This is a genomic window from Paenibacillus sp. FSL L8-0333 (assembly GCF_037965665.1).
Taxonomy (GTDB): domain Bacteria; phylum Bacillota; class Bacilli; order Paenibacillales; family Paenibacillaceae; genus Paenibacillus_AQ; species Paenibacillus_AQ odorifer.
The window spans coordinates 3,878,035-3,903,070 of the sequence record NZ_CP150186.1 but is presented as its reverse complement, the minus strand read 5'-3'; the positions used below and the strand labels follow the sequence as shown (position 1 = coordinate 3,903,070).

The window sequence follows — 25,036 nt, the reverse complement described above, 5'->3', positions numbered from 1 at the left end:
TTTTAGAAACGTTCGAACAACCCGCGCTCTATGCGCCGATTTGTCCATTGACCAACCGTTATGTATACAACACTAAGTAGTATGATAGGCAATGCATCAATTAATTCTATTGATTCTCCAGTTAGCAGCGTGCCTCGTAGCAGTTGTAGTGCATAGGTCAATGGGAAAATCTCACCTATAGCCTGCAAGTAGTCAGGCAAGTATTGCCTTGGAAACTGAAATCCACATAGTAGAGCAGTTATCGTAAATAGAGTATTTTGGACAATGAAGGTGTCCCTTGTATAAAGCATAATGCTTCCTAGCACCAGCGCCATCGCATAACACGATAGTAAAAACAGCAAAATTCCCACGAGGACAGATTTGAAATCGACAGAGGGGAGTCGAAGTCCTGCCAAAAGGCCAAAGAAGAGAACCACCAGCAATTCCGCCCCGCTTCGATACAACTGCTGGACTGCGTTTCCTAGAAAATAACCGCTCCGGCTTGAAGGGGAGAGCAACAGTGCCTCAAGTGTACCTTCTCTCCATTCGGTAATAAGTGCCCTGGATACATTCATCATCATACTGACGGAAAATATACTGAGCATACCTCCAATAATTACATAGGTCAGATAGTCATCACTGCCACTATAGATAGCGAATTTTGAATCTATATCCCCATTGATTAGATACACATAAGAAAAATAAGAGATGATGACTAGATAAACTCCATCAATAATGTGCCCGAATGTAAAGGTCCAGGGAAAGGCTCTAAGATTAGATTTTTGGTTTCTTTTTAGGGTTGCGATAGCGATATGCCACAACTGTACTCACACCTTTCATTAACCTCATTGTTCAAGGTACTGCCTTTGCAGAACGAGAAGATTATCAAAGACTTCTTTGTTCACTGAATAAAATAAATAATTCCCTTTTCGCTGTGATTGGGTAAATCCTGCTTCACTTAGTTGTTTTAGCTGTTTAGAGACCGCAGCTTCAGAAATACCCAATATTGGCGCAAGCTGCTTGGTACAATGTGGACTTTTCCACAGTAGTTTCAGAATTCGCATCCGCGTATCATCACTTAAAGCTTTGAGTTGGCGCAACAGGTCACTCGGCGGTCCTTCACTAAAGGCAAGACCGGGAACATCCACCGTGAGTGGTAAAAATAAAGTATCTTCGTACCAGCCAACAAGCAGATGCGGAAATATGAATGTAGAAGGAAAAACGTACACTTGTCCAAGCTGGTCATAAGGAAAGTAATACGTTACTGCCTTTTGAACTGTTAGAGTCCCGTTCTCTGCGAGGAGGCGTGGGTGGAGCGTATTTAGTGCCTTTTCCGGGGAACGACTGGCTAAGTCTTGAAACTGAGCGGCTGAGATGTTCATAAATGGTTCAATATAGTCCCATTCCTGCCCGAAATAATCATGTTCGTATGTAATTAATGTTGAGATTAACAGCTTGCGAACACTAGCCAGATTGTTTATCAGGTACTTCACGTTTCCACTCAACTTCATCAGCGAACGCTTGCTTTCAGATTCATTCAGCCATTCGACTAGGGTACTTAGTGCAATTTCTTGATTCATAAATAGATACACTAGCTCTGCATCCGGAAGTTTTTTGAGTAGGGTGATTCCTTGATTGCAAGAAATAGGGACACCCATACGGTCCGGTAAATCTAGCAGAGCGATCCAACGGTCTGACAACTGCCCAAGTGTGTGGATGTTCTCCTGTAGAGCAAGAGGCATCCTTTTCTTGAGCTCCAGAGCCCATTGTAATCTTGTTGGATGGTGTTCTGGTTGATGGAAGACATGCAGACTGCATAATAACTCATGAAAAGGACTGACGACCGTTTTGATCTTTCGATTTAAAGTTTGGAGTGAGCTCATCTCTTTCCTCTCCGATTAACTGTTTGGTTAATCAAAAACCACTTTCGCGTAAAGTGTTCAAAATTATAGGGGGATTGGTCAGGATTGTCAAATCTTTTATGCAGAAAAAAGCGAGAGCACATCCCCATGCGATGGACATGGATGTTTCTCTCACTTATAGGATTCTTTTGATAGAGTTATGAAGTAGAGTTATCTTCTGCCTCTAGGCATCATGGAGTTATCGCACATGATATCTTTAACAGAATAGGTGTAGCAATGACGAGGAACTGGGACACAGTGATGGCGTCTAACGATTTCTACCGGGTGAATAACATTCACAACTTGAGGGTGGTAGTAATCTTGATAAACCACCTTAGGTGGGTCAGTGACAGTTTGGGCCGGGCATTTTGGACATCCTTCTGACATTTCCTTCAGCTCCTTTGTGTGTGAACTTACCGTATTATACGCACAGAACAAAGGCATGCTTGGTTATTTGTCTAGTTTATAAAAAAATGGGTGGGATTATTGTTTGTATATCTCTCGCATTACATGACGAAGCTCCGGGATAATGAGTCGTTCCATAGCCAATTTAACGGCTCCAGTGGAGCCGGGCATAGAAAAAACAGCTGTGTTGCCAATCGTACCTGCAATTGCCCGGCTAAGGATTGCCGCCGAACCAATGTCCTCTGTGTAGCTTAACATTCGAAAAATCTCACCGAAGCCCGGTAGCGTTTTATCAAGCAAGGATGAAACTGCTTCGTAGGTGGTATCACGGGGAGAGATTCCTGTTCCACCTGTCAGCAACACGGCCTCAACTTCAGTGTGATCAGCGTTTTTATAGAGTAGTTCACGAATGTCCTGATAGTTGTCTTTGATAATGGTATGACCAATAACTTCATACCCGGCAGCCTCGAGCATGGATTTGATTAATGCTCCACCGGTATCTGTTTCAGTAGTTCTGGTGTCTGAGACGGTAATGATGTAGCAGGAAACGGATTGTGGTGCTTCCTTCCGATGTTCTTCAACGGATGACAATGAGATCAGCTCCTAAATTAGAGATGTTCTCATGATAGGGTATGGGGAAGGCAAAGACAAGTTTTGTTATCAATCGCTATTCTTTTGAGGTTATAGGTGTGCCGCTTGCGTGCTTTGGCATCATGTAGTAAACTCGCTACCATACCCGTAATTTGCAAGGAGCGATGAATCATGGAACAGGTTGTACCTGTGTATATATTGTCAGGTTTTTTGGGAAGCGGCAAAACTACCCTGCTGCAGCGCCTGCTGGAACATTGGAAAGATCAGGGTTTGCGCCCGGCCGTAGTGATGAATGAGCTGGGTGAAGTGAACCTGGATGGGCTGCTGGTTGAGCAAACCGTTCCTATGGCAGAGCTGCTCGGCGGCTGTATCTGTTGTTCTATCCGAGGGGATCTTAGCACAGAGCTAACTACTCTTATCAAGAAGGAATCACCTGATGTGGTTGTTATTGAGGCCACAGGTGCGGCGAACCCGTTGGAAATTGTAGATGGTGTAACCGAAACTTCACTGTATCAAAAAGTCGAGCTAAAAAGCTTGATCACTGTCGTTGACGCCGCGCATCTGCTCGAATTGTACCGTGCGCAGCAGGGGGCAACCTATCGACTGATGCAGGAGCAAATTCGCTGCGCATCTGTTTTGATTCTGAATAAAACTGACCGTGTCTCAGCAGATGAAGCGGAAGAGATCACAACTGTTCTGCGAAAATGGAATTCTTATGCACCGATTATGCCAGCGGAGCGTTGTGAGATCGACACAGAGGAGCTCCTGCGTAGTGCAGGTGGAGTTCTTACGGATACACAGTTTGAAGAGAGCGACAGCGAAAGCCAAGTGCATGAGGAAGCTCAACTGCCTTTAGGAGGCACCCATGCTTCTCATGATCACGTGATGGCATACACACATTACTTCAAACGACCTGTCAACAGCGAGACCTTTGAACAGTTCGTCAAGGAGCTTCCGCGTGATGTTTATAGGGCTAAAGGCATTGTGACCTTTAATGACACCTCCAGTCGTTTTCTTTTTCAATATGCTTACCGTGAAGCTGATTTTATGAAAATCACACCTCAAGGCGAAGTCCCAGACGTAGCTGTATTTATCGGGGAACACTTCTCATCCAGTGAGTTACGCACGAAGCTGCTGGAGATGGAAGGACGTATTTTAGTTCGGCCTGGCACGATCAAAAGAAGCCTGTAATCCGTTCTGCTTCAGAAGAAGCTGTGGTTCATTCCTAATCTTGTAGGTTAATAGTAAGGCATACCCATTAAAAATGCAGGAGGTTGAAGGCTATGACCCGAATTCAATATCAGGAGTGCATTGACGCTTGTCTCGAAAGTATGAATGCCTGTAACTACAGCTATGTCTCAAGCCTAAAAGAATATGATCTTGCATCACTTCGTGAGAGCATGCGACTCGATCGTGAATGTGCGGATATTTGTTCTTATGCCATTCAAGCAATGACTCGTCAAAGTCCGTTTGTATCTGGAATTCTAAAACTATGTGCGGAGATTTGTGAAGCATGCGCAGATGAGAGCAGCAAGCATATACATAATCACTGCCAAGAATGTATTAATGCCTGCCGTAAAGCTGCAGAGGCATGCCGTTTGATTAGCGATGCTGTTGAGGTATATGCGTAAGATCGTATAGCTTAACTCTCATATATGAACTAATAGCCAGACTGTTGCTGTAGAAATATAGCAATAGTCTGGTTTTTTATATCCAGGTCTGTTTGATTAATGCTACTGGTAGAAAAAAAGGGGAGGAATACTGGATAGAAAGGAAGTTTTAGAAAGGGCTGCTATAGCAGTTCTTTCATTTTTTTGATTCCTAGAAGAGGAAATTCGTAGGGAACCGGAGAATTAACAGTAGATATGAAGGGAGAATGTTAAGTGGCGAACTTAGTAGATCGTAACTTTGCCAGCGGTAGTATAGATGTTGCTATTCCCCTGATAGAATTAGAACAGATTAGTAAACAGTATGGACGCCGACCCGTATTGGAAGATGTATCGTTTACTATTGAAAAGGGGACTGCAACTGCTCTGATCGGACGGAACGGATCCGGCAAAAGTACGCTGTTGTCAATCTTAGCTGGACTGGTCCATATTTCCTCTGGAAAGCTGAGTTGTAAGGATTCAAATCTGAGAATTGGTTATGCACCTGAGATGTTTCCAGGGTTGAAGCTGACCCCAGAACAGTACTTGCGAAGTATGGGACAGATTAGCGGCCTTGCGCCAGTCCTGATCGAGCAGGAGCTAACAACGTTATTTCAACTTTTTAAGCTGGAGCACTTTCGCAAGCAGTCGATGCTAAATTTCTCCAAAGGAATGCTGCAAAAAATTAATTTGATTCAAAGCTTGCTGGGAAGTCCCTCGTTGCTGCTTCTTGATGAACCTATGTCGGGCCTTGATCTCCCCTCAATGAATAAGTTAGCTGAGCTTCTCATCGGTTTGAGAAAAAAGGGTACTGCTATAGTCTTCTCTGTACATGAACCCCAATGGATTGAATTGCTTGCGGATCAGGTTCATGTCATACATGAAGGGAAAATTGTAAAGTCAATTCAGGGGTCAGAGAAGCTGAACTTTAAACCCTCTACATACATACTATTGTCTAATCTGTCGATTCAGAAATTGCAGCAATTGAAGGAAATGGCAGGTTTCATTGCAATAAATACGTTTAAGGATAGTTGTAACATAGCACGTACAGCGTTGACAGTAACAAGTTCAGAATCAGATACTTTTTTGCGGGTTATCTTGGAGTCGGGTGGTTCAATACAATCGGTAGAACCTCGCGGAGGATCGCATGACTTAGAAAAATGGATGAATCCTAGAAGTTGAACAGGGGGTCTTACGTGTATCCGTTTATCGTTTACATGCTGCGAAGTTATACTCGATCTCAGCGTTATTTCGGCCCGTTAGCAGGGATTGTGATTGCAGTCTTGATATTGTATTCTTATAAGCCCAATCCAGTTATGAATAGCTATGCCGCTACAGCAGTAATGCTCTTTATAAGCTGCGCTTGGATGAGTCTTAGTTTTTTGAATCATGAGCACGCTGTTCATCGGCAGATTGCAGTTGTTCACATGCGAAGTGCGGCAAAACATAGTGCAGGTGGTATCTTAACGCTTGCATTTCTAACGTTGCTGATAGATCTATTGATTGTCCTTTATCCTTGGGTAACAGGTCATTTCGCAGAATCACCTGGGGCATATCGGTTAATTCTAGCGCTTATAGGACATGGATTGTTGGGTATGCTTGGTGTGGCTATTGCCCTATTCTTTCAATCTTCTTGGATTCAAAAAGGCAGTCACGCAACAGGTATGTTATTAGCTATCGTTGTATTATCACTGGGTGGAGCACAAATCAGCGAAAGTTTGCCTGGTATATTTCATTTTTTGATCTGGTTGTTGCCGCCAGTAACTCCTGTAATAGAGGCCATGATGAAAGCTGATACATTGTCATTAGCGGAGTTGTTAGGTTCCTTTGCACAAGCATTAGTATATATAACACTGCTTATCGGTTTTTATTTGTACAGATCAAGACAGAGGGATTACAACAAAACATAACTTGTATAGATAAAAGGAACAAGGATACAGAAGTGGGGGAAAAGATGAAGGATACATATGTACCTGAGAGTGAACAATCGAAAGAGTTATTCGCCTATTTTGGACTGGCAGTTTATTATGGACAGGCCCTCGAGCAGCAGCTTACCAACTTGCTATTGCTTACTAAGCTATCACAAGGAAAAACGCCAACAGAAGCAGATCTGACAGACCTTTATCAGCGAAAACTCAGCAATTCACTCGGCCAACTCATCAAAGAAATCCAACATCATTTTCCTTTCTCGGAGCAAGAAACCGCTCAGTTGGAGGAAGTGTGGAAACAACGTAATTACATCGTTCATGATTACTTTAAAGAGCGTATACAGGAAACCTTTACGCCTGCCGGAAGAGCTAAAATGATTCGGGAGCTGAAACGTTTTAAAAATAAAGCAAGTAGACTTGAAGTTAAACTGCAAGGCTACTGCACAGAAATGTTCACGAAGCTTGGATTAGAGGAGGAAAACTTATTGTAATAATCCTTCTAAGCCGCAAGCTGTTACAACCTCTGGTCTAAAATGAACCGAAGAAGCTCTAACACAGCGAGAGAGTGCAGTTAAAGCTTCGCCTAATGCCGGAATCATCTCCGGTGTTAGGCTTTCTCCAGGTTCCCACCACCAATTGTTAATATTCAATGTTTGCTTCTTCTTATCCATTACCGGTTCAAATCTGCCAACAAAACGATCATTATATAATATTGGCAGTACATAGTAACCATATTCTCGTTCTATTGCCGGCTTATAGACCTCCCAGCGGTAATGAAATCCGAATAATTGCCGAACCAGCTCGCGTTCCCACAACAAATTATCCAGCGGAGCCAAAACAGCCGCAAATGAATCACGTGGTTGAAGCCCAATCTCTTCAGATTCTTGCAGCATCACAGACTCCAAGGTTGGAGCATCTATACTGCGGATATAAAGCGGAACCTTAATCCCCTCGACCCAAACTTCTCTGAGACTATCCTTCTCCAGCAATCTCTGAATCGCCGCCGCACGCTCTTTGCTCTTCAGTCCGGATATGCCCAGCCATCCGTCTCCAGATTTATTCCATAACAAGCCGATACTTCCTATTCTACGTAACACATACCAATCGTGAAATTGTTCTTCCGTGACATTTGGATCGGCTGAACTCAGCAGCTCTGAGGGTAACAAACGTTCAACGAAATCATAATATCGCCGAGTATGTACACGATGGTGGACAACAATCTCTCCCCAAAAGTACATGCTTTCCATTGCAGCTCGTGATAATCTTGTCGGAGCCCAAGCCCAATCTACTTTCTCCTTTCCGTCTAAATCCAAAGAGGAGAGGGGACCACGCTTCTGAAGCTCTTCACGAACCTGTGCTACAGCGACCATTACAGGCTCATTAGCCTGATGGTGGGAGGCAGCAGCTGTTCTTCTCCGCTTAAAATAAGGCCAATCCTCTGTACAATAAATAGACATGTTCTTGTCCCAGCCATCAACGAGCAACCTGTCTTTATACAGAAGCTCTTGGACCAGTTCTGGCGTAAATCCCGGAATCCGTGCCTGGAGGACCAGCTCATGATTATGGCCGGCAATATTAAGGGGGTCATATTGGATGCAGCCTACGTGACGAACATAGTCATAAATACTAAGTTTTCCGGAAGGGATAGCTCCGGCAGTTAACTTTTGATGAGATAGCAGAAAAAGCCTGGCTTGTTTCTTAGTCAGATTATAAGTAAGCATCGTTTACTCCTCCAAGGATATGTATTAATTTCCATAATACAGAACATCTGTTCTAAGATCAAGCAGGAAAAAACCCTGAATCACAATGAAGTGACTCAGGGTTGTAAATTACATTTTCTCAAGAGAGGGTTGCAAGTTTCCGAGTGCTGGACGGTTGCTTGCGCCAGCGTTATCGTCAGAGCTGTTAGCAGCGGCACCTACTTGCAGCTGGTACATACGGAAGTATCTTCCGCCAAGCGCCATCAGTTCATCGTGGCTACCGCGTTCTACGATCTCTCCGTGATGTAGGACTAGAATCTGATCTGCACTGCGAATCGTGGATAAGCGGTGAGCGATGATGAAAGTGGTACGTCCTTTTTTGAGAACTTCCAGCGCATCCTGAATGACGCTTTCCGTTTCTGTATCGATGTTGGAGGTAGCTTCATCTAGAATAAGAATAGCTGGGTCAAAGGAGAGAGCTCTCGCAAAAGAAATCAATTGCCGCTGACCCGCAGATAAAGTACTTCCTTTCTCAATTACCGGTTCATCAAATCCTTGTGGAAGATGAGCGAGCAACTTATCCGCACCAACCTCACGCAATGCACGTTCTACACGTTCACGTGAAATTCGTTCATCCCCTAGGCTGACGTTCGAAGCAATGGTGCCCGTGAAGAGATACGGATCCTGCAGCACGATGCCCATGTGATTCCGCAGCCACTGCTTCGGAATATCCGTAACCTTTTGACCGTCAATCGTAATATCGCCTTTTTGTGGATCATAGAACCGGAACAGCAGATTGATGATTGAGCTTTTGCCGGAACCCGTATGACCTACAAGAGCGACAGTTTCACCCGGGCGTGCTTCAAAGGAGATATCGCGCAGGACGTAGTCTTTTTTATAAGCAAAAGATACATTCTTAAATTCCACTTTTCCTTTGTAGCGTGGCATGGAGCCGTCCGTAACATTCTCTCCAGGTTCATCCATAAGCGTAAACACACGTCCCGCAGATACCATAGAAGTATCCAGGTTCGCCAACTGGTTCACCATACCTGTGATAGGTTGGAACAAACGTCCGAGCACATCGACAAAGGCATACAGAACGCCTAAGGATACAAAGGTTGAACCAGTAATACTGCCATGTCCGAAATACCAAAGCACCATCACAAAAGAGAGACTACGAAGTGAGTTCACCAGATTGTGGGACGTGAAAGCATTCAGATTTAACATTTTATTCTGATATTTCAAGTAATCATCGTTCAGGTTCTCAAATTCTGCACTAAGCTGCTTCTGACGGCGGAATATCCGGACGATTGACATCCCCTGAATCGATTCATTAATAATGGCGTTAATTTCACTTAGACGTGAGCGAATGATCGTATTGTATTTGGTCGCAATTTTGCGATAGAGCACGATCCACAGCACAAGAATAGGTACAATGAACAAGCTGATCAGACCCAGACGGACATCAAGTAAGAACAGAGCGATATATACGCCAGTTATATTGATAATACCGGTGCTGAAATTGGAAAGAACGGCAATGAATAGATCCTTAATCGCCTCGGTATCATTTGTAACCCGCGACACTACCTTACCAGCAGGCAAATTGTCAAAAAAATGAACGGGTAGTCGCTGGATATGTGCGTATACATCTGTCCGCAGCTTCCGGATTACCTGATTCGCCGAAGATTGCAGCCAGTAGGTTTTTCCGAATTCAGCAAAGATGGAGATTACAAGAAAAATAGCATACATTCCGACCAACTGATAGATTCCAGGAAGCTCAGGTTTGTAAAAAGCGAACAGCTCATCGGCCGATAGCTTAACCGCCGGATAGATAACTTCGTTATCACCACGGGTGATATGCATCTCTCCATCGATGAACTTTCGTTCACCGTCAGGCTGTGTTACAGCTTCGTTAATAAAATAAAAACTTCTCCCTGCTTGAAGAACACGAATTTCTTGGCCTTTAGTTTCACCAGGCTCAAAGCGATCGCCGCGTTTGTATAAACTATTGTTATATTCAGCCGCCTTATCGGGAGACGTGGTGCTGAAATAGGGCTTCTCGATGGCCAGCATGTGATTGTCGATCATGCTTTTGGCTATAAATGGACCTGCCAGCTCTGCCGCTACCCCAATTGAAAGCAGCAGAAGGGCTGCGATAAAGGTTTTCTTTGCGGTCAATGCATATTCCAGCAGGCGTTTGCCTGTACTTTGTGTCAACCGTGACACCTCCTAAAATGTTTTGCTTAGTCGTAGCTCGTTTGTTTATGGTTGTAGTTTAATCATTTGATAAGTTATTTTCGACTTGCTGCCGATCATATTGTTCACGGTACCAGCCATTCAAATCCAACAGCTCCTGATGTGTACCTCGCTCAACGATTTGTCCGTTATCCAGTACAACAATCATATCGGCATGTTGGACGGCGGAGAGACGGTGAGTAGAGATTAATGTGGTTTTTCCGGCACGTTCATTCCGGATATTGTCGATAATCTGAGCTTCCGTACGAGCGTCAACGGCTGATAAGGCATCGTCCAGAATAAGAATATCAGGATTAGCGATAAAAGCTCTGGACAGAGAGACACGTTGCTTTTGTCCACCGGAGAGAGATACACCACGTTCACCCACCAGAGTATCCAGACCATCGGACAATGTGCCCAGGTCGTTCTGGAAAGCGGCAGCTGTAATGGCTTGCATAATCGTATCGTCATCGGCGTTGTCTAGACCAAACTGAATGTTTTGCCGAACGGATTTGGAGAAAAGAATTTGCTCTTGCGGAACATAACCCATCCAGCTATGCAGCTGATCCAGGGAAATCTGTTGAATAGGCACGCCAGAGATAAGGATCTCTCCATTACCTGTCGGATATTCGCGGAGCAATTGTTTGAGCAGTGTAGATTTCCCGCTTCCTGTACGCCCGACTACACCTAATGTCTGCCCTTGATTCAGGGTTAAGTTGACATGGCTTAGATTGTCTATCGTCGAAGAAGGATAACGGAAAGTCACATCGTTAAGCTCGATTCGAGTAGGGTGGGGAACTTGAACAGGATGGGCAGCATTTTGAACATCGGGTTTGGAGTTTAACGTCTCGTCGATACGTTCGAGGGAAGCTCCACCACGCTGCATAATGTTGATCAATTCTCCAATAGCGAACATCGGCCATACAATCATACCGAGGTACATATTAAAGGAGACTAGATCACCCAGTGTGATCTGATTGCGGAATACAAGGTAAATCCCATAAGTAAGACCAATAATGTAGCTGAGTCCAACGCAGAAGCGGATAGTTGGTTCGAAGAAAGCATCGACACGAGCTACGGCCATATTTTTGTTGTAAACATCTTCAGTAATATCCGAGAAACGTTTTTCATCAAGACGCTCTTGGACATAAGCACGGATTACGCGCACACCAGAGACAGATTCGAGTACTTGGTCATTCATATCTCCGAATGCATCCTGCGCTAAGCTGTATCGATCATGAATAGCTTTACCATAAAAAATCATAGCTATTGCAATTAGGGGTAATGGTAATACTGCTGCAAGGGTCAATTTCCAACTCACGAGAAAGCCCATCGCAAACAGCACAACCGTGAGGTAGATTGTAGAATCCACCAGTGTAAGCATCCCGAATCCTACGGTAGCTGAGACGGCTCTGATATCATTGGTTGCCCGGGCCATGAGGTCACCAGTTCTATTTTTTTCGAAGAACGAGGGTGTCATAGTCATAAGATGATTCATAAATCGGGAGCGCAGCAGGCGCTCAACAAGGTTGGAACCTCCGAAAAGTTTGTGCATCCATATGTAGGTAATCCAATAAATAACTAGCAGCAAAATAAAGATCATGCCGATATATTTGGCAAGCGAAGCTGTAGTAATCGAACCGCGTACTATGTCGTCAATGGCATTGCCTAGCAGACGTGGAGGGAGTAATTCAAGAACGCCTACACCTATGAGTAATATGAGTCCAATCAGGTAACGCCTTTTTTCTCGGCGAAAAAACCAGCCGAGATCGCGAAGAACAGAGAACAAGTAAATCCCTTCCTTTCAGGTTGTAATGATTGCTTGTGATGCTGATAAAAGCGCAAGTGATTATCTCTTCAGCAAACAAAAAAGGCATATCATCCGAAAACGGACGATATGCCTGTAATTTACAGCTATCATGCGCACGGTGCGTTACAGCACCAAGCATGTGAGAGACCTTCAAGAACTAAAGTTATACGGTCCATAAGACTTGCAAAAACTTCAGGATGGCTTAATCACTTGGGCTGCTTCGGTATTCGGTTGAGTAAAAATTCCAACAATAGTAAAATAATATGGCTGTAACTTCGTAAACACCGCGCTCACCCCTTTCATTAATTTGGTAATAACTAGAAGACGTTTAGTTATGTTCAGAGTTTATCATCCGGTTCGCGAATTTGTCAAATTTAATTTTAAATGGATTGGGAAATCATTAATTGCATAAAGTTGTTTGAATATCGACTTATTTTCGTTATGATTAGAATATACAAAGGAGCTGAGAGAAATGAACATGGAAATTAGTCAAGCAGCGGCAGCTTGGTTTAAGAGAGAATTGGACCTTAAGAATGGAGACTATATTCGTTTATTTCCCCGTTATAGCTCGGGCGGTGGACTTCACCCCGGTTTTTCGCTGGGCATTGCTACAGAAGCGCCTGGGCGTCCAGCTATTCAGGTCAAACAGGATGATATTGTGTTCTACATGGAGGAGCAGGACTTGTGGTATATGGAAGGTTATGACCTATCTATCGTATACTCTGAGTCAGAGGATGACATTGAATATAAGTACGAACCAAAGCCGGTATCCGGCGAAGTGCAGGTATCGTTGTCTTAATGATTGTTTATTTTAATCAGGAAAAGCCCTTGCCAAAAGGCAGGGGCTTTTCAAATGCTGTCTTTAAAAATGAGGGTATTCCAGTTGGAAATACATAGGTGTTATCAGTGCAAATTGCGAGAGGTTTCTTCCTCCAGAGCGAAGTCGAAGTCGTCAATATCGTACACCTGAACTGGAACTCCACCCTCGATGATCCGTTGAATCAATTCAAATTGATCCGTTAGGATAGGTACTTTCTCACGTTGTGAGGACAGCAGAAGCTCTGTTTCGATGGGATCGAACATCTCACCGTAGACAGCGGTATCCATACTGTTAATGATGGTGATTTTGGATTGCCCGCCAAGGAGAATACCTGAGCTTTTCGCCCATGGCACTGCTAAACAGCGGTTGATCTTCTTCGCGTTGAGCGGTTCTTCAAAATAAGCAATGAGCTCACTAATCTTCAACTTAACATGCTTGTCGTCGTCCGGACGGTTCATCAACGGATCATCGCTGTCTCGCAGTTCGTATAGTTCCATCACAGTAGTATAAGGCACTATATATTCTACAGGGCTGCTCGATACGAGAAGCTGGCCGTAAATCGCCATCATGACGGCTTCCGTCACAAATTGTCTAGACATCGTTATCCTCCTGAAGTTCGGTACTGCAATTGTACTTATGATCTAAAATTATAAAAACACTGTAGAGAGCAAAAGTCAACTGTACTTAGCAACTCACTAAAGAGAAGGGAAAGAATATTCCTGTGAAGCAATGGAAATCATATTTTACTTTTGTACGACCTTATATGAAATTGATTGTGTTTACGCTGTTTATCGGCATGATCAAATTCAGTATTCCGCTAACACTGCCAATGATTCTGAAATACGTGGTTGATGACCTCCTAATGAACCCGAGCATGGGGATTGAGGAACGGGTATCACATTTGATGCTTATTCTGGGTGGTGCCTTAATTTTATTTGTTATCGTAAGAGGACCCGTGGAGTATTATCGCCAATACTTTGCTCAGCTTATCACAAGTAAAGTGTTGTTCGATATGCGAAATAAGCTTTACAGTCATTTACAGCGGCTGTCACTGCGGTATTATCAGAATACCAAGGTGGGAGAAGCCATCTCCAGATTTATTAACGATGTTGAGCAGACCAAAAATTTGGTCGAAGTCGGCATGATGAATGTATGGCTCGACACGTTTACGCTAGTTTTTGCTTTGGGATTTATGTTTTATTTAAATCCGGTGCTGGCGCTCGTGTCTATCTCGGTATTGCCTTTTTACGCAATTGCTGTTAACAAATTGTATAAGCGGCTTAAGCTGTTAACGAAAGATCGTTCCCAGGCTCTGGCTGGCATCCAAGGTTATCTCCATGAACGGATTCAAGGGATATCAATCATCCGCAGCTTTACGATGGAAAAAGTGGATCAGAAGCAGTTTGAAGACATCAACGGTAACTTTCTAAAAAAAGCGATGGCGCAAACCCGCTGGAACGCTATGACCTTCGCAATTATTAATACATTAACAGATATAGCACCTCTTTTGGTCATCGGATATGGTGGTTATCAGGTCATTCATGGCAATTTGACAGTAGGTACCTTTGTAGCTTTCTTTGGCTATCTGGACCGGATGTATTCTCCGCTGCGAAGATTGATTAATTCCTCGACGGTGCTTACACAAGCCTCTGCTTCTCTTGAACGGGTGCTTGAGCTGCTGAATGAGCCTTACGATATTGTAGACAAGCCGGGAGCAAAAGTGCTAAAGGATGCACGTGGTGAGATTGCTTTTCAGAATGTATGGTTTAAATATAACGAAGAGAATGATTGGGTCTTAAAAGATATTAATTTGAGAATTCAGCCCGGACAGACCATTGCGTTCGTCGGAATGAGCGGTGGAGGAAAGTCCTCCCTTATAAGCTTGATCCCGAGATTCTATGACATTAGTAAAGGCAGCCTCCAAATGGATGGTTATGATATACAGGAATTAACACAGGAAAGCTTGCGCAGGTCTGTCGGTATGGTCTTACAAGATAATTTCTTATTCAGCGGATCTGTGCGTGAGAATATTTTATTCGGTAATCCTAACGCCACGGAAGAAGAGGTCATTTCAGCAGCAAAAGCTGCCAATGCGCATGATTTTATTGAGCAGCTGCCACTGGGTTATGAGACAGAAGTGGGAGAACGTGGTGTTAAGCTATCCGGAGGACAGAAGCAGCGGGTTGCTATCGCAAGGGTATTTCTCAAGGATCCGAAGGTTCTTATATTAGACGAAGCTACTTCGGCGCTGGATCTGGAATCGGAGCATTTAATTCAACAAGCGCTGCAGTCCCTTTCTTCGGAACGTACTACACTAATTGTAGCGCATAGACTGTCAACGATTACTCATGCAGATCAGATTGTCGTACTTGAGAATGGTGAAATTACTGAACGGGGTACGCATGAACAGCTGATGTCGATAGAGGGTAGTTATGCGCGATTATTTAACGTACAGCATTTAGACGCTTAATATGTTTTGGAAAATAATTAAACACCTTAGTGGTCCTCTCGAAAGAGAAGGCCACTTTTTTTGAATTCCAATCAGGCTTGTGGCACACAGTAACTTATACTATGGCAAAAATTCTACAGGGGAATTGAGTCTTTTCGGAGATCATGTGCGTCTAAAGCTTATAAACATCATGAAAGGAAGTGAGGAACGTGAATAAAACCACGCTTGAGGAAAAGGCGATAGCTGGTGATGAAGACAGCTTTACTGTTCTTATTGACGGCATGCAGGAGCGTTTATACCGAATGGCCTACTCCTATGTGCGGAATCAAGAGGATGCGCTGGAGATTGTGCAGGAGACCGTCTTCAAAGCCTATATCTCCATTCATAAATTGAAGCAACCGCAATATTTTAAAACTTGGCTCACCAAGATCGCTGTCAACTGTGCGCTGGACTTTATCCGTAAATCTAAAAAAATCGTGTATATAGATCAAGAGCTAGGAGGCAGTTATGCTCCGAAATCTAGGGAAGAGGTTATGGATTTGCATGAAGCGCTCAGCGGTCTTGATGAAAAATCAAGAATGGTGATTGTGATGAGATATTTGGAGGACTTGCCCATAAAGGAAATTGCAGAGGTTCTCGATATGCCCCTGAGCAGCGTCAAAACCGTTATTTATAGAGGTTTGGAAAAATTAAAAATAAGTATGGAGGAGAGTGAGTACTTTGGATAAGCAACTAGAACGTCTACAGGAAGCCTATAATGAGATTGAAATTCCTAAAGAACTATCATTCGCTTCTCGTAAAGGAATTGAAAGAGGGAAAATCTTTAAACAGAAAAACAGTTCTTCAAAACGTGCCTTGAAATGGACAGGATCAGTAGCTGCTGCTGTATTGATTTCTTTTACGGTGGGTGTAAATACGGTTCCTGCTTTTGCGAGTAGTATGGATCAAATACCGGTTCTAGGTAAGCTGGTCAGTGTTCTGCAATTTACGGAGGGAAGCGCAGGAGGGGGAACCATTCAGGATGGAGTAGATGTGAATTTTATTTCGGTCAAACAACTGAAGAATAGCGATCAATTGATTTTGAATTTTGCAAATCCGGATGAAACTCAACAGATGGCAAGCTCATATAACGTAAAGTTTACGGAAAATCCGGCAACAATGACGATTACAGTAAGTGGGGCCAGAAAATTCTCAGCAGTCAAAGATCTGGAGACATTAAAACAAAGCCGATATGTTCAGGATGCTTATCCACTAATTACACTAGATGATTCGGCCATTCGGTTCAATGTCACACTTACGGACTCGGTTGCTTATGAGGTGAAAGAATATAAAGAGCCAGCACAGGTAGTGATTACGTTAAAAGAGAAAGGAGACGAAGCAAAAGGGGGCTCTGTATATTCCTTAAGAACGGTCTCACAGCCTTCTGGTGAGGCGCTGGGTATGGCTGAAGAAATGTTATATGGGTTAGAGGATATGCGGATGTTAAAGGATCAGAAAGGCTTATATCTCGTGGAAGCAGGATATTTTAATACAGAAGAAGAGGCTTTGAAGCAGTTGCAGAAAATTAAGACAGAGTATGGCGTTGAAGATTTATTAGTCGTTGAAAAAAGAGCAGTACAGCAAATTCCGCAGTCCATTTCTCAGGTGGAGGAATAGAGAGAAAGATGGTTGTATAAAAGGCACAATAAAAAAGACCGCCAAAAGCGGTCTTTTTTGTGCTGTTCTATTACATTTTGCCGATCATAAGTGATAAAATGCCGGCTGCGATCAGCGGACCGACCGGAACGCCTTTAAATAACGCAACCCCGATCACCGTGCCAATCAGTAGACCTGCAACAACTGTGGGTTGGTTGGTCATGAGCGTAGCACCGCGGCCTCCAAGAAAAGCGACGAGAATGCCGATAGCGATAGCAAGCAAGGACTTCCAGTGCAAGAAGGATTGACCGACTGTCTGCAACGATATTTTGCCGCTGGCTAATGGGGTCATGACCCCGATGGTCAGGATGATAATCCCGATGGTTAAACCGTATTTTTCTAGCCAAGGAAAGGTTTGCTGCAGGCCAAGTACTCTTAGCAGTAATAGGACGACCATTGCTATTGTTACAGGGGAATTGCTGCTGATAATTCCAAGCGCTGCAAGTCCAAGCAAAAGCAAAGAGGTCATGTCCATCTTAATGTTTCAACTCCTTAGGATTAGAACTTTCTTTTGACACAATGTGATCTGCGATAAGCTTACCATGCCCTCTTCCGGTCTCAATAAACACTTCGTTAGCATTGCGGCCGGAGGCGATTACTCCAGCAACATACAACCCTGGAACATTACTTTCCATGGTAGAGGTGTTAAAAGCAGGCTTATCCATGTCGTCATCCATGATCACACCCGCTGAAGTGAGGAGGGTACGGCTAGGACGGAAGCCAGTCAAGGCAAGAACGAAATCATTATCCAATGCTTTCTTGTCCCCCTTATGATCCGTAACAATTACTGAGCTTGCAGTAATTTCAGTGACACGCGAGCCTAAGTGCAGAGTGATTTTCCCTTTTTGCACCATGCCTTCAAAGATTGGCCGAACCCAAGGTTTAATATTCTCTGAGATGCTTTCACCACGATATACCATATCTACCGTAGCTCCTACACGCATAAGCTCCAGCGCTGCATCTACTGCGGAATTACTGCCGCCAATTACAGTTACCTTCATTCCCGTGTAAGGATGAGCTTCACCGAAATAATGAGTAACTTTAGGTAGTTCTTCACCTGGAATGCCAATCATATTCGGCTGATCAAAATAACCTGTTGCTATAACTACATTAGCAGTGATACGTTTCTGATGCTCACCACGCATATTTGACGTATGTACGGCAAAGGTTCCATCTTCAAGCGGCTCAATGGATAAAGCTTCTTCATAAGCGGCGATCTCTAGACCATATTGCTCAGCGGCTCGGCGATAATAGACAAGCGCTTCGTGACGGTAAGGTTTGTCGTTGGTCGAAGTGAACGGAACATCCCCGATTTCTAATAACTGAGCCGTACTGAAAAATTGCATATTTGTTGGATACAAATAAATGGAGTGTACAATAAAGCTTTTTTCAATGATAAGGCTGGACAGGCCTTGGCGTTGGCATTCGATAGCTGCCGAGAGGCCGCAAGGACCTGCACCGATAATAATGACATCTTTCATAAAGCGGGTTACCTCCTGATTGTTACTATCTTTTCTTTAAATCCTACCCTAAATTCATGAATTTTTCCATAAGAGCAGATTGAGTATAATAACCATTGCAAGAATAACGTTGATTATTATATAATTAGATATATATCTAATGTTTCAATTTATTGTGAAATTCTAGGAGCGTGAACCCAGTGCAGTTGGAGAAAATCGTGAGTTATCATAAAGCTTTAGCTGATCCAACGCGTCTTCGCTTATTGTTGCTTCTGTCCCAAGGAGAAATGCACGGGCAAGCGCTGGCTGAGAAGTTGAATTTATCGCAGCCTACAGTCACTCATCATGCGGCTAAATTACGTGAAGCGGCTCTAATAAAAGAAAGACGCGACAAAAATACAGTTTATTTTAAGTTGAATCCGGAGTTTATCAATAATGGTGCTGAGGCTTCACTGCAGTTTATTTTTTCGAAAGGAGCTGAGAATATGGAAGAGCAATTGCCTGAGAATAGTCTTCAGGATACTGTAATTCGTAATTTTTTCTCTAAAGATGGCCGGCTGCGGCAAATTCCAGCACAATACAAGAAGAAATTGATAGCGCTTCAATACATGGTTGAGAAGCTGGAGCCAGGAGTTGTTTATACGGAAAAGGAAATCAATGAGTTTATTAAGCAGTTTCATGAAGATTTCGCCACTATTCGTCGTGAATTTATCATGCATCAGTTTATGTATCGTGAGAAGGACAAGTATGAACTAAATCCTCGAGAAGTATGGACTCGGTGGGAATATGTCAAATAATGATCTTTTAAATATTAACATTCTGTGTCGATTTGAAATGTACTGATTAATTATTCGAATTTCGAATAAAATGGAATTGTAAGCGTTATCTGAGACATATTTAGAAAGGAGACTTTCGTTATGTTATTTAAACGCACAAAAAAGCAACCCAAATCAGATCATGTAACCGTCACATTACCCCAAGTGAAACAGGCGATTCGAAAGTTCGAAGAAGATATGCCTGGACCTATTAATAGAACAGCATTAATCTTAGAGGACAAAAGAATCGATATGAGTCGCCTGAAACGTTATTTGGGTGGAATACCCGAACGGAATTTCTATATGTCACGAGAGACCTATGAAATTTTCGAGGAAGAAGACAAGTTAGTGCCGTATTATCTGGATTTAGTTCAGGCTGCTGTAGACAGTTATATTAGTGATACAGGCAAGCTACCGTTGCTTGAAGACACCTGGTTGCCAGAGGTTCATTATCGATTGTTATCTACAGAAAGTTATCTAAAAGAAACACCTCCTTTTCCGCTGTATATTACGGATGAAGAAATGATGCTGACCCATCGGGCAGAGCATTTCGAGTAAAGGAATGACGCAGATACGAATCTTCATAAAGACTGTTCAGTAAAAGGGAAGCCATAAATCCTTTTTGTTGAATAGTCTTTTCTTTGTCTCTTAAGGCATAGTACAATTACATTCTGTAGGTTAGGTTTGAAAATTAACAGCATGTAAGGGGAATCGCTTGATGAAGGAAGTACAAGCTATTTTATTTGATCTGGACAATACTTTAATGGATCGCGACTATACATTTCGCAGCTTTAGCACTCAGTTCGTGCAGGATTTTCTTGGGCATCTGAAACCTGCGGAAGCGCAGGCCGTGATTGAGGATATGATCCACAGAGACGCTGATGGCTATCGTGATAAAGACGGATTTTTCTTAGAACTTAGTGAGATCCTGCCTTGGGAAAAGCCTGTGACGGCTGAACATATCCGGGCGTATTATGATGCGAGCTACATCAATCATGGCGCAGTCATGGAGCATGCTTTGGAGGTTCTGGAGTATTGCGTGGAGCGTGGATATACTTTGGGGCTGGTCACCAACGGTAAAAAAGAAATCCAGAACACCAAAATCGATATTCTCGGCCTGCGAGAGTACTTCAAGGCTATAGTTATATCTGGAGAAGTTGGCATTGCGAAGCCTGATCCTGCGATTTATCAATTGGCACTAGACAAGCTGGGTGCCTCTGCGGATCAAACCTTGTTTATAGGGGATCATCCGGTAAATGATATCTGGGGTGCAGGTAAGGCTGGCCTTGAAGGAATTTGGCTGCAAAGGAAACATCCTTGGGACGATCAGCTGGACATCCAACCTTGGAAAATGATCCGTGAGCTGAAACAATTAAAGGCTATTTTGTAATCTGGAAAATTTGGGGTTGACATTTTACTGCTGCACCAATTATGATAACAGCATCTTAAATTTCGGAAGGAGACGATGTTTTATGACAGTTTTAAATGTAATGAACTCAACTGTTGTGGATACGTGTCTTCCGGGAACAGCTGCTGCCGAATAATTGATTCGTGCAGTTTAGCAGGTAAGCTCAATTACGCTTATTAGAGCCGCCGGGAACCGTATAGGGTCCGGTGGCTTTTTTGCGTGTGTAGAAAGATTGGATTTGGTGTAATAAATCCACATGTCTATATACCGCCGCCGGAGTCTTTATTTCCGGCGGCTTTTTGTGTTCTCGGAAAACGCCAAGGGGCAAGAAAAAACATAAACATATCTTTTAGGAGGAAATGAATGAATAGCATAAAGCAATATGGGTGGAATGAAAACTGGAGTACAAAATGGAATGAAAAGTGGAGTCATGCAGAGGATAAACAATTTATACCCGGGAGAATCGTTGGTGATTTCGGCAGTAAGTACAAAGTGTTAACTGATGTAGGAGAGACGTGGGGAGAGCTTGCCGGGAAGCTGAGACACACATTTGTATCCTCGGGTGATTTTCCTGCCATTGGAGACTGGGTAGCATTAGCAATGCAAGATGGCGGCGAGCATGGAATTATACATGGCGTATTGCCCCGGCAGAGTGTGATCTCACGCAAGGTCGCAGGAAATACACAAGATGAGCAAATTGTTGCCTCCAATGTAGACACGTTATTTCTGGTCAGCGCGTTGAATGATGACTTTAATGTTCGCCGGATGGAGAGATATCTGATCATGGCTTGGAATAGTGGGGCAAATCCAGTTATTCTACTCACTAAAGCGGATCTTTGTCCGGATGCAGACAGTAAAATCGCTGAAATGGAGAGCGCGGCTCCCGGAGTATCAGTACATGCTGTTAGTGCAATACAAGATGAAGGGCGCGAGAAGCTGCTGCCTTACATTGGTGAGGGTCAAACAGTAGCTCTAACGGGCTCCTCCGGTTGTGGGAAGTCGACAATGGTCAACTGGCTATGCGGGAAGAACCTTCAGATTACTCAGGATGTTAGAGAAGGGGATAGCCGCGGACGTCATACTACTACCCACCGTGAACTGTTTGTTTTGCCGGATGGGGGGATTATCGTAGATACACCGGGGATGCGGGAGCTGCAGCTCTGGGAAGATGAAGGTGGTCTTGATCTAGCCTTTAGTGATATCAGCGGCCTAGCTACTAAGTGCCGGTTTAGTAACTGTAGTCATGAACGCGAAGAGGGCTGTGCTGTACTTGAAGCAGTCCAAACAGGTGAACTGGAAGAGAAGAGACTATTCAACTACCGAAAAACACAACGAGAAGTATTGTACCAAAATAATAAAGAAGCCAAGCTTAAGAGAAAAAGCGCAGCTTCCACTAAAGTGAGTTCATCCAGAACCAGAGGATACGGATGGCGTAAAGAGCTGGATGAATATTAAAAAGAATTGATATAACGGCATAGACATTGGAAAAGGGCGCCCCTTAGCTTTTGACAGCTAAGGGGCGCCCTTAATTATTGAATTGCATCTAAACGGTTATGGTTTAGAAGGATGCAGCAGTTTCCTTAGCCAGTTGCAATCCGTTTTCAATGATTTCAGCAGATTGTGCTGGAAGTTGGTTGTGGCCTTCGATGATTACTTGTGTAATATCTTTAATTCCCCACAGGTTAAGGTTACCAACGATGAAGTTTACTGCCATTTCAGCACTTGCTGCAGGACCTTCAGAGTAGATACCGCCTCTTGCATTCAGAACAATTGCTTTTTTACCTGTCAAAAGACCAACTGGACCTTCAGCAGTGTAAGAGAATGTTTTACCAGCTTGGCAAAGGTAATCTACATAAGTGTGCAATACAGCAGGTACAGTCATATTCCACAGTGGGAAACCGAATACTACCTTATCTGCAGCGATGAACTGGTTAAGATATTTATTAACGATAGCGGCACCAGCTGCTTCTTCAGGTGTTGCTTCGTATCCTTGAGCGGCTTTATACATACCAGTGATCAGGGTATTGTCGTAGTATGGAAGTTGCTCTGCGAACAGATCAAGCTCAGTGATTTCATCTTCTGGGTTGTTGAGTTTGTAGCTCTCCAAGAATTCATTGTAAAGCTTAACACTTACGGATTGTTCTGCTGGACGGTTGTTTGCTTTAATAAATAGAACTTTAGACATTATGATTTCTCCCTTGCATGTGTGTATTTAATATTAACTATATTTAATATAGCATGTAATCTTTTGTTTGTAAATTATTTTTTTGTCATTGAAATTTGTTTACGCTCAAGGAGTTTGAAAAAATGAAAACAAGGTTAATAGGAGATACAAGAGAACAGGAAATAATTTCCTGTCTCTATAAGTTCCAGAATGATCTAAAAGGAGCGATTGACATGTCCATCGATCGGTTTATCATTAAAAAATTGGACAGCTGTCACGAAGAGCATACGCGTCAGAATTTAGTGAAGCTATTTAGACTTCGAATCCAAAAAGCTGAAAAAGCAGAGCAGAAGAATTACAAGATCAGCTGATAATTGCTTAGCTCTACCTAATAGTAGATTTTTCGCTGAATGAGACAGAGTCCTTGGGTTAAAAAAGTCCGTAAATATAGCAGAGCAGTGATCCTCCCGTTAAGGGGGATCACTGCTCTGCGTTTTTAGTCTTGGGCAGATTGTTTCAGCTTAGAATCAGCAAAGGAAGCTGACCGACCACAAACGTTACTTTGGCAAGTGACATTGTAGCGTCAGGTAACCCGCTACCTCTAATCTGCTGACAAATGCAAAGTCATTTGTCGAGTTACACACTAAGTGACCTTCCAAGTTATCCTCAGCGGCCAACGGACTCAGATGACGTTATATGCGAATTTTTAGTCATTAGAGCAGAGTTTCGGACTCCAGCGCAGCTATTTAGCTTTTTGAGGTCGTTAATTAGTGTTTTTCGTGCCAATAGTGACTCTGGGGTCCGATAGGATTCCAAATGAGCCAAAAAGCTGCGATTAAGGTCAACTGAGTCCGAAAGCATCCAACAATGAGTCCAATAGCAGTCAGCTATGTGACTAGTCAGTAAACAGCAATTCAATTTTGCTATATAGCAGTCCCAAGTCGAACCAAAGCAAACCATGCAGAACTCAAGCAGAACCAGACAGAACTAAGGTCGCATACTTTAATAGTAGAAGCTATGTATGTGTAAATGGTATCTAATACAAATGATGGCTCGGATTTAGATCAAGATGCTAGAGGGAGCTCCAAAATGGTCAAGAGTCCCAGCGGCTATTATAGTGTTAAGTGACAACTCCCTGGAATGTCATGTAACCCGCTATACATACATCTGCACCACCGAGTAATAAACATCCATCGCAGGCAACGGACTCAGATGACGTTATATGCGAAATTACTGGCATTAGAGCAGAGTTTCGGACTCCAGCGCAGCTATTCAGCTTTTTGAGGTCGATAATTAGTGTTTTCGTACCAATAGCGACTCTGGGGTCCAATAGGATTCCAAATGAGTCAAAAAGCTGCGATTAAGGTCTTCTGGGTCCGATAGCAGTCGGCTATGGGATGGCCGGCAAGCAGCAATCTAAAATGTGCTATGAAATAGCACAAAGCAGTACAAAATAGCACCAAGCAGAACCAAGGATGATTTTGATAGTAGAAGCTATGTATGCGCAAATGGTATCTAAATCAAACGGAGTGTCATTTTGGATCAAGTTTAGCTTCAAAAAGAAAACGAGTCTAAGCAGCAATTCTTAGTTGCTTAGGACGCTCTTTATTAGAAGCGTAGGACTGCAATGTTGTGACAAAAAAACTACCCCTCCATTAATAGAGGGATAGCGCCAATGAATCATTTTCACTGTAACTGTGCAATATAGCTTCAGAGCCTTTAATTTCGATACTAATCAGAGAATTGAGGCATTTCTGGAGGGCACTTTTGCCCTTTTGAATTTTGAGCTCCAGCGTACTGTTAAGTAATCTAAGTACTTTTTGAGTGGGCTGTTTATTTTCTGTTGTGAAATACACAGGTACAAGTTTGTTCTGAAATGTGATGAGCATTCTCATTTTGAAATCACCTCGCTACAAGTATTTCATGTTAATGATCATACCCCTTGTTTCTTAATTTTACCTTAAAATTAGCTTATGATAACATAAAGATTGCTAGTTTAATATACATTTATATGTAATACAGGAAGGATA

Annotated in this window: 25 protein-coding genes; 14 read left to right on the top strand and 11 right to left on the bottom strand. The window is 43.1% G+C overall.

All coding sequences use genetic code 11. The features are described 5' to 3' along the window. Window positions 1-2: 2 nt before the first annotated feature. The 3 genes from NYE72_RS17445 to NYE72_RS17435 form a co-directional block, all read right to left on the bottom strand. Window positions 3-800 (bottom strand): ABC transporter permease, encoded by a 798-nt coding sequence (locus tag NYE72_RS17445; protein WP_094903214.1) that lies wholly within the window; start codon window positions 798-800, stop codon window positions 3-5. Window positions 801-824: 24 nt separating this feature from the next. After that, window positions 825-1,862, bottom strand: coding sequence for a metalloregulator ArsR/SmtB family transcription factor (locus NYE72_RS17440; protein WP_339210093.1), 1,038 nt, complete (start codon window positions 1,860-1,862; stop codon window positions 825-827). A 501-nt stretch (window positions 1,863-2,363) separates the two neighbouring features. Then, complete coding sequence (locus NYE72_RS17435; RefSeq protein ID WP_036688034.1) at window positions 2,364-2,882, bottom strand: molybdenum cofactor biosynthesis protein B; 519 nt, start codon at window positions 2,880-2,882, stop codon at window positions 2,364-2,366. A 165-nt stretch (window positions 2,883-3,047) separates the two neighbouring features. Here NYE72_RS17435 and NYE72_RS17430 point away from each other — a divergent pair, with 165 nt between their 5' ends. The 5 genes from NYE72_RS17430 (at window position 3,048) to NYE72_RS17410 (ending at window position 6,941) form a co-directional block, all read left to right on the top strand. Next, the gene (locus NYE72_RS17430) at window positions 3,048-4,067 is read left to right on the top strand and encodes a GTP-binding protein (RefSeq protein WP_326046869.1); all 1,020 of its coding nucleotides are present in this window, start codon (window positions 3,048-3,050) and stop codon (window positions 4,065-4,067) included. A gap of 92 nt (window positions 4,068-4,159) precedes the next feature. Continuing rightward, entirely contained in the window at window positions 4,160-4,507 is a 348-nt protein-coding gene (locus NYE72_RS17425; protein ID WP_036688030.1) for a four-helix bundle copper-binding protein, read from the top strand. Window positions 4,508-4,759: 252 nt separating this feature from the next. Continuing rightward, window positions 4,760-5,704, top strand: a complete 945-nt coding sequence (locus NYE72_RS17420; RefSeq protein WP_339210088.1) for an ABC transporter ATP-binding protein — start codon at window positions 4,760-4,762, stop codon at window positions 5,702-5,704. A gap of 14 nt (window positions 5,705-5,718) precedes the next feature. Then, entirely contained in the window at window positions 5,719-6,432 is a 714-nt protein-coding gene (locus NYE72_RS17415; RefSeq protein WP_339210086.1) for a hypothetical protein, read from the top strand. Between the two features lie 44 nt (window positions 6,433-6,476). Next, the gene (locus NYE72_RS17410; protein ID WP_038571625.1) at window positions 6,477-6,941 is read left to right on the top strand and encodes a hypothetical protein; all 465 of its coding nucleotides are present in this window, start codon (window positions 6,477-6,479) and stop codon (window positions 6,939-6,941) included. Here NYE72_RS17410 and NYE72_RS17405 read toward each other — a convergent pair. The 3 genes from NYE72_RS17405 to NYE72_RS17395 form a co-directional block, all read right to left on the bottom strand. Continuing rightward, on the bottom strand, window positions 6,933-8,171 hold the full coding sequence (locus NYE72_RS17405) for a winged helix DNA-binding domain-containing protein (protein ID WP_076275250.1): 1,239 nt from the start codon (window positions 8,169-8,171) through the stop codon (window positions 6,933-6,935). The genes NYE72_RS17410 and NYE72_RS17405 overlap by 9 nt on opposite strands. Window positions 8,172-8,279: 108 nt before the next feature. Next, window positions 8,280-10,367 carry an ABC transporter ATP-binding protein gene (locus NYE72_RS17400; RefSeq protein WP_036688022.1) on the bottom strand — a complete coding sequence of 696 codons (2,088 nt, stop codon included), beginning with the start codon at window positions 10,365-10,367 and terminating at the stop codon, window positions 8,280-8,282. Window positions 10,368-10,425: 58 nt separating this feature from the next. After that, the gene (locus tag NYE72_RS17395; RefSeq protein ID WP_036688020.1) at window positions 10,426-12,174 is read right to left on the bottom strand and encodes an ABC transporter transmembrane domain-containing protein; all 1,749 of its coding nucleotides are present in this window, start codon (window positions 12,172-12,174) and stop codon (window positions 10,426-10,428) included. 493 nt (window positions 12,175-12,667) lie between these two features. Between NYE72_RS17395 and NYE72_RS17390 the strand changes: the two genes are divergently transcribed. Continuing rightward, window positions 12,668-12,994: a HesB/YadR/YfhF family protein gene (locus NYE72_RS17390; RefSeq protein ID WP_076273303.1), complete on the top strand. Its 327-nt coding sequence runs from the start codon at window positions 12,668-12,670 to the stop codon at window positions 12,992-12,994. A 104-nt stretch (window positions 12,995-13,098) separates the two neighbouring features. Here NYE72_RS17390 and NYE72_RS17385 read toward each other — a convergent pair whose 3' ends face one another. Then, complete coding sequence (locus NYE72_RS17385; protein WP_038571616.1) at window positions 13,099-13,614, bottom strand: hypothetical protein; 516 nt, start codon at window positions 13,612-13,614, stop codon at window positions 13,099-13,101. A gap of 122 nt (window positions 13,615-13,736) precedes the next feature. Between NYE72_RS17385 and NYE72_RS17380 the strand changes: the two genes are divergently transcribed. The 3 genes from NYE72_RS17380 to NYE72_RS17370 all read left to right on the top strand — a co-directional run bounded on the left by NYE72_RS17380 (window position 13,737) and on the right by NYE72_RS17370 (window position 17,120). Further along, window positions 13,737-15,485, top strand: a complete 1,749-nt coding sequence (locus NYE72_RS17380) for an ABC transporter ATP-binding protein (RefSeq protein ID WP_339210083.1) — start codon at window positions 13,737-13,739, stop codon at window positions 15,483-15,485. A gap of 188 nt (window positions 15,486-15,673) precedes the next feature. Next, window positions 15,674-16,192, top strand: a complete 519-nt coding sequence (locus NYE72_RS17375; RefSeq protein ID WP_076273301.1) for a sigma-70 family RNA polymerase sigma factor — start codon at window positions 15,674-15,676, stop codon at window positions 16,190-16,192. After that, a complete protein-coding gene (locus NYE72_RS17370) occupies window positions 16,185-17,120 on the top strand; it encodes a DUF4179 domain-containing protein (RefSeq protein ID WP_339210080.1) in 936 nt (311 codons plus the stop codon). Before NYE72_RS17375 ends, NYE72_RS17370 begins: the two co-directional genes overlap by 8 nt. Before the next feature lie 70 nt (window positions 17,121-17,190). Here NYE72_RS17370 and NYE72_RS17365 read toward each other — a convergent pair whose 3' ends face one another. Further along, window positions 17,191-17,634 (bottom strand): DUF441 domain-containing protein, encoded by a 444-nt coding sequence (locus NYE72_RS17365; RefSeq protein WP_036688009.1) that lies wholly within the window; start codon window positions 17,632-17,634, stop codon window positions 17,191-17,193. Between the two features lies 1 nt (window position 17,635). After that, complete coding sequence (locus tag NYE72_RS17360) at window positions 17,636-18,640, bottom strand: YpdA family putative bacillithiol disulfide reductase (RefSeq protein ID WP_036688007.1); 1,005 nt, start codon at window positions 18,638-18,640, stop codon at window positions 17,636-17,638. Between the two features lie 179 nt (window positions 18,641-18,819). On the opposite strand from NYE72_RS17360, the gene NYE72_RS17355 reads away from it, so the two are divergent. From NYE72_RS17355 to rsgA, 4 genes are all read left to right on the top strand, one after another. Further along, the gene (locus NYE72_RS17355; protein WP_036688006.1) at window positions 18,820-19,416 is read left to right on the top strand and encodes a metalloregulator ArsR/SmtB family transcription factor; all 597 of its coding nucleotides are present in this window, start codon (window positions 18,820-18,822) and stop codon (window positions 19,414-19,416) included. A gap of 120 nt (window positions 19,417-19,536) precedes the next feature. Then, a complete protein-coding gene (locus NYE72_RS17350) occupies window positions 19,537-19,992 on the top strand; it encodes a DUF3939 domain-containing protein (RefSeq protein ID WP_036688004.1) in 456 nt (151 codons plus the stop codon). Between the two features lie 160 nt (window positions 19,993-20,152). Then, window positions 20,153-20,824, top strand: a complete 672-nt coding sequence (locus NYE72_RS17345) for an HAD family hydrolase (protein WP_339210078.1) — start codon at window positions 20,153-20,155, stop codon at window positions 20,822-20,824. 381 nt (window positions 20,825-21,205) lie between these two features. After that, the gene (gene rsgA, locus NYE72_RS17340; RefSeq protein WP_076103963.1) at window positions 21,206-22,297 is read left to right on the top strand and encodes a ribosome small subunit-dependent GTPase A; all 1,092 of its coding nucleotides are present in this window, start codon (window positions 21,206-21,208) and stop codon (window positions 22,295-22,297) included. A 103-nt stretch (window positions 22,298-22,400) separates the two neighbouring features. Here rsgA and NYE72_RS17335 read toward each other — a convergent pair whose 3' ends face one another. Beyond that, window positions 22,401-23,027: an FMN-dependent NADH-azoreductase gene (locus NYE72_RS17335; RefSeq protein WP_038571605.1), complete on the bottom strand. Its 627-nt coding sequence runs from the start codon at window positions 23,025-23,027 to the stop codon at window positions 22,401-22,403. A gap of 122 nt (window positions 23,028-23,149) precedes the next feature. Between NYE72_RS17335 and NYE72_RS17330 the strand changes: the two genes are divergently transcribed. Then, a complete protein-coding gene (locus tag NYE72_RS17330) occupies window positions 23,150-23,377 on the top strand; it encodes a hypothetical protein (RefSeq protein ID WP_038571602.1) in 228 nt (75 codons plus the stop codon). Window positions 23,378-24,661: 1,284 nt separating this feature from the next. On the opposite strand, the gene NYE72_RS17325 is transcribed toward NYE72_RS17330, so the two are convergent. Next, a complete protein-coding gene (locus NYE72_RS17325) occupies window positions 24,662-24,901 on the bottom strand; it encodes a hypothetical protein (protein ID WP_036687997.1) in 240 nt (79 codons plus the stop codon). Between the last annotated feature and the right edge of the window lie 135 nt (window positions 24,902-25,036).

Bases quoted from the DNA above. Each gene is read 5' to 3' on its own strand.
- NYE72_RS17440 (WP_339210093.1), bottom strand. From the start codon at position 1,862: ATGAGCTCACTCCAAACTTTAAATCGAAAGATCAAAACGGTCGTCAGT.
- NYE72_RS17430 (WP_326046869.1), top strand. From the start codon at position 3,048: ATGGAACAGGTTGTACCTGTGTATATATTGTCAGGTTTTTTGGGAAGC.
- NYE72_RS17425 (WP_036688030.1), top strand. From the start codon at position 4,160: ATGACCCGAATTCAATATCAGGAGTGCATTGACGCTTGTCTCGAAAGT.
- NYE72_RS17410 (WP_038571625.1), top strand. From the start codon at position 6,477: ATGAAGGATACATATGTACCTGAGAGTGAACAATCGAAAGAGTTATTC.
- NYE72_RS17405 (WP_076275250.1), bottom strand. From the start codon at position 8,171: ATGCTTACTTATAATCTGACTAAGAAACAAGCCAGGCTTTTTCTGCTA.
- NYE72_RS17390 (WP_076273303.1), top strand. From the start codon at position 12,668: ATGAACATGGAAATTAGTCAAGCAGCGGCAGCTTGGTTTAAGAGAGAA.
- NYE72_RS17385 (WP_038571616.1), bottom strand. From the start codon at position 13,614: ATGTCTAGACAATTTGTGACGGAAGCCGTCATGATGGCGATTTACGGC.
- NYE72_RS17365 (WP_036688009.1), bottom strand. From the start codon at position 17,634: ATGGACATGACCTCTTTGCTTTTGCTTGGACTTGCAGCGCTTGGAATT.
- NYE72_RS17360 (WP_036688007.1), bottom strand. From the start codon at position 18,640: ATGAAAGATGTCATTATTATCGGTGCAGGTCCTTGCGGCCTCTCGGCA.
- NYE72_RS17350 (WP_036688004.1), top strand. From the start codon at position 19,537: ATGTTATTTAAACGCACAAAAAAGCAACCCAAATCAGATCATGTAACC.
- NYE72_RS17345 (WP_339210078.1), top strand. From the start codon at position 20,153: ATGAAGGAAGTACAAGCTATTTTATTTGATCTGGACAATACTTTAATG.
- rsgA (WP_076103963.1), top strand. From the start codon at position 21,206: ATGAATAGCATAAAGCAATATGGGTGGAATGAAAACTGGAGTACAAAA.
- NYE72_RS17335 (WP_038571605.1), bottom strand. From the start codon at position 23,027: ATGTCTAAAGTTCTATTTATTAAAGCAAACAACCGTCCAGCAGAACAA.
- NYE72_RS17330 (WP_038571602.1), top strand. From the start codon at position 23,150: ATGAAAACAAGGTTAATAGGAGATACAAGAGAACAGGAAATAATTTCC.
- NYE72_RS17325 (WP_036687997.1), bottom strand. From the start codon at position 24,901: ATGAGAATGCTCATCACATTTCAGAACAAACTTGTACCTGTGTATTTC.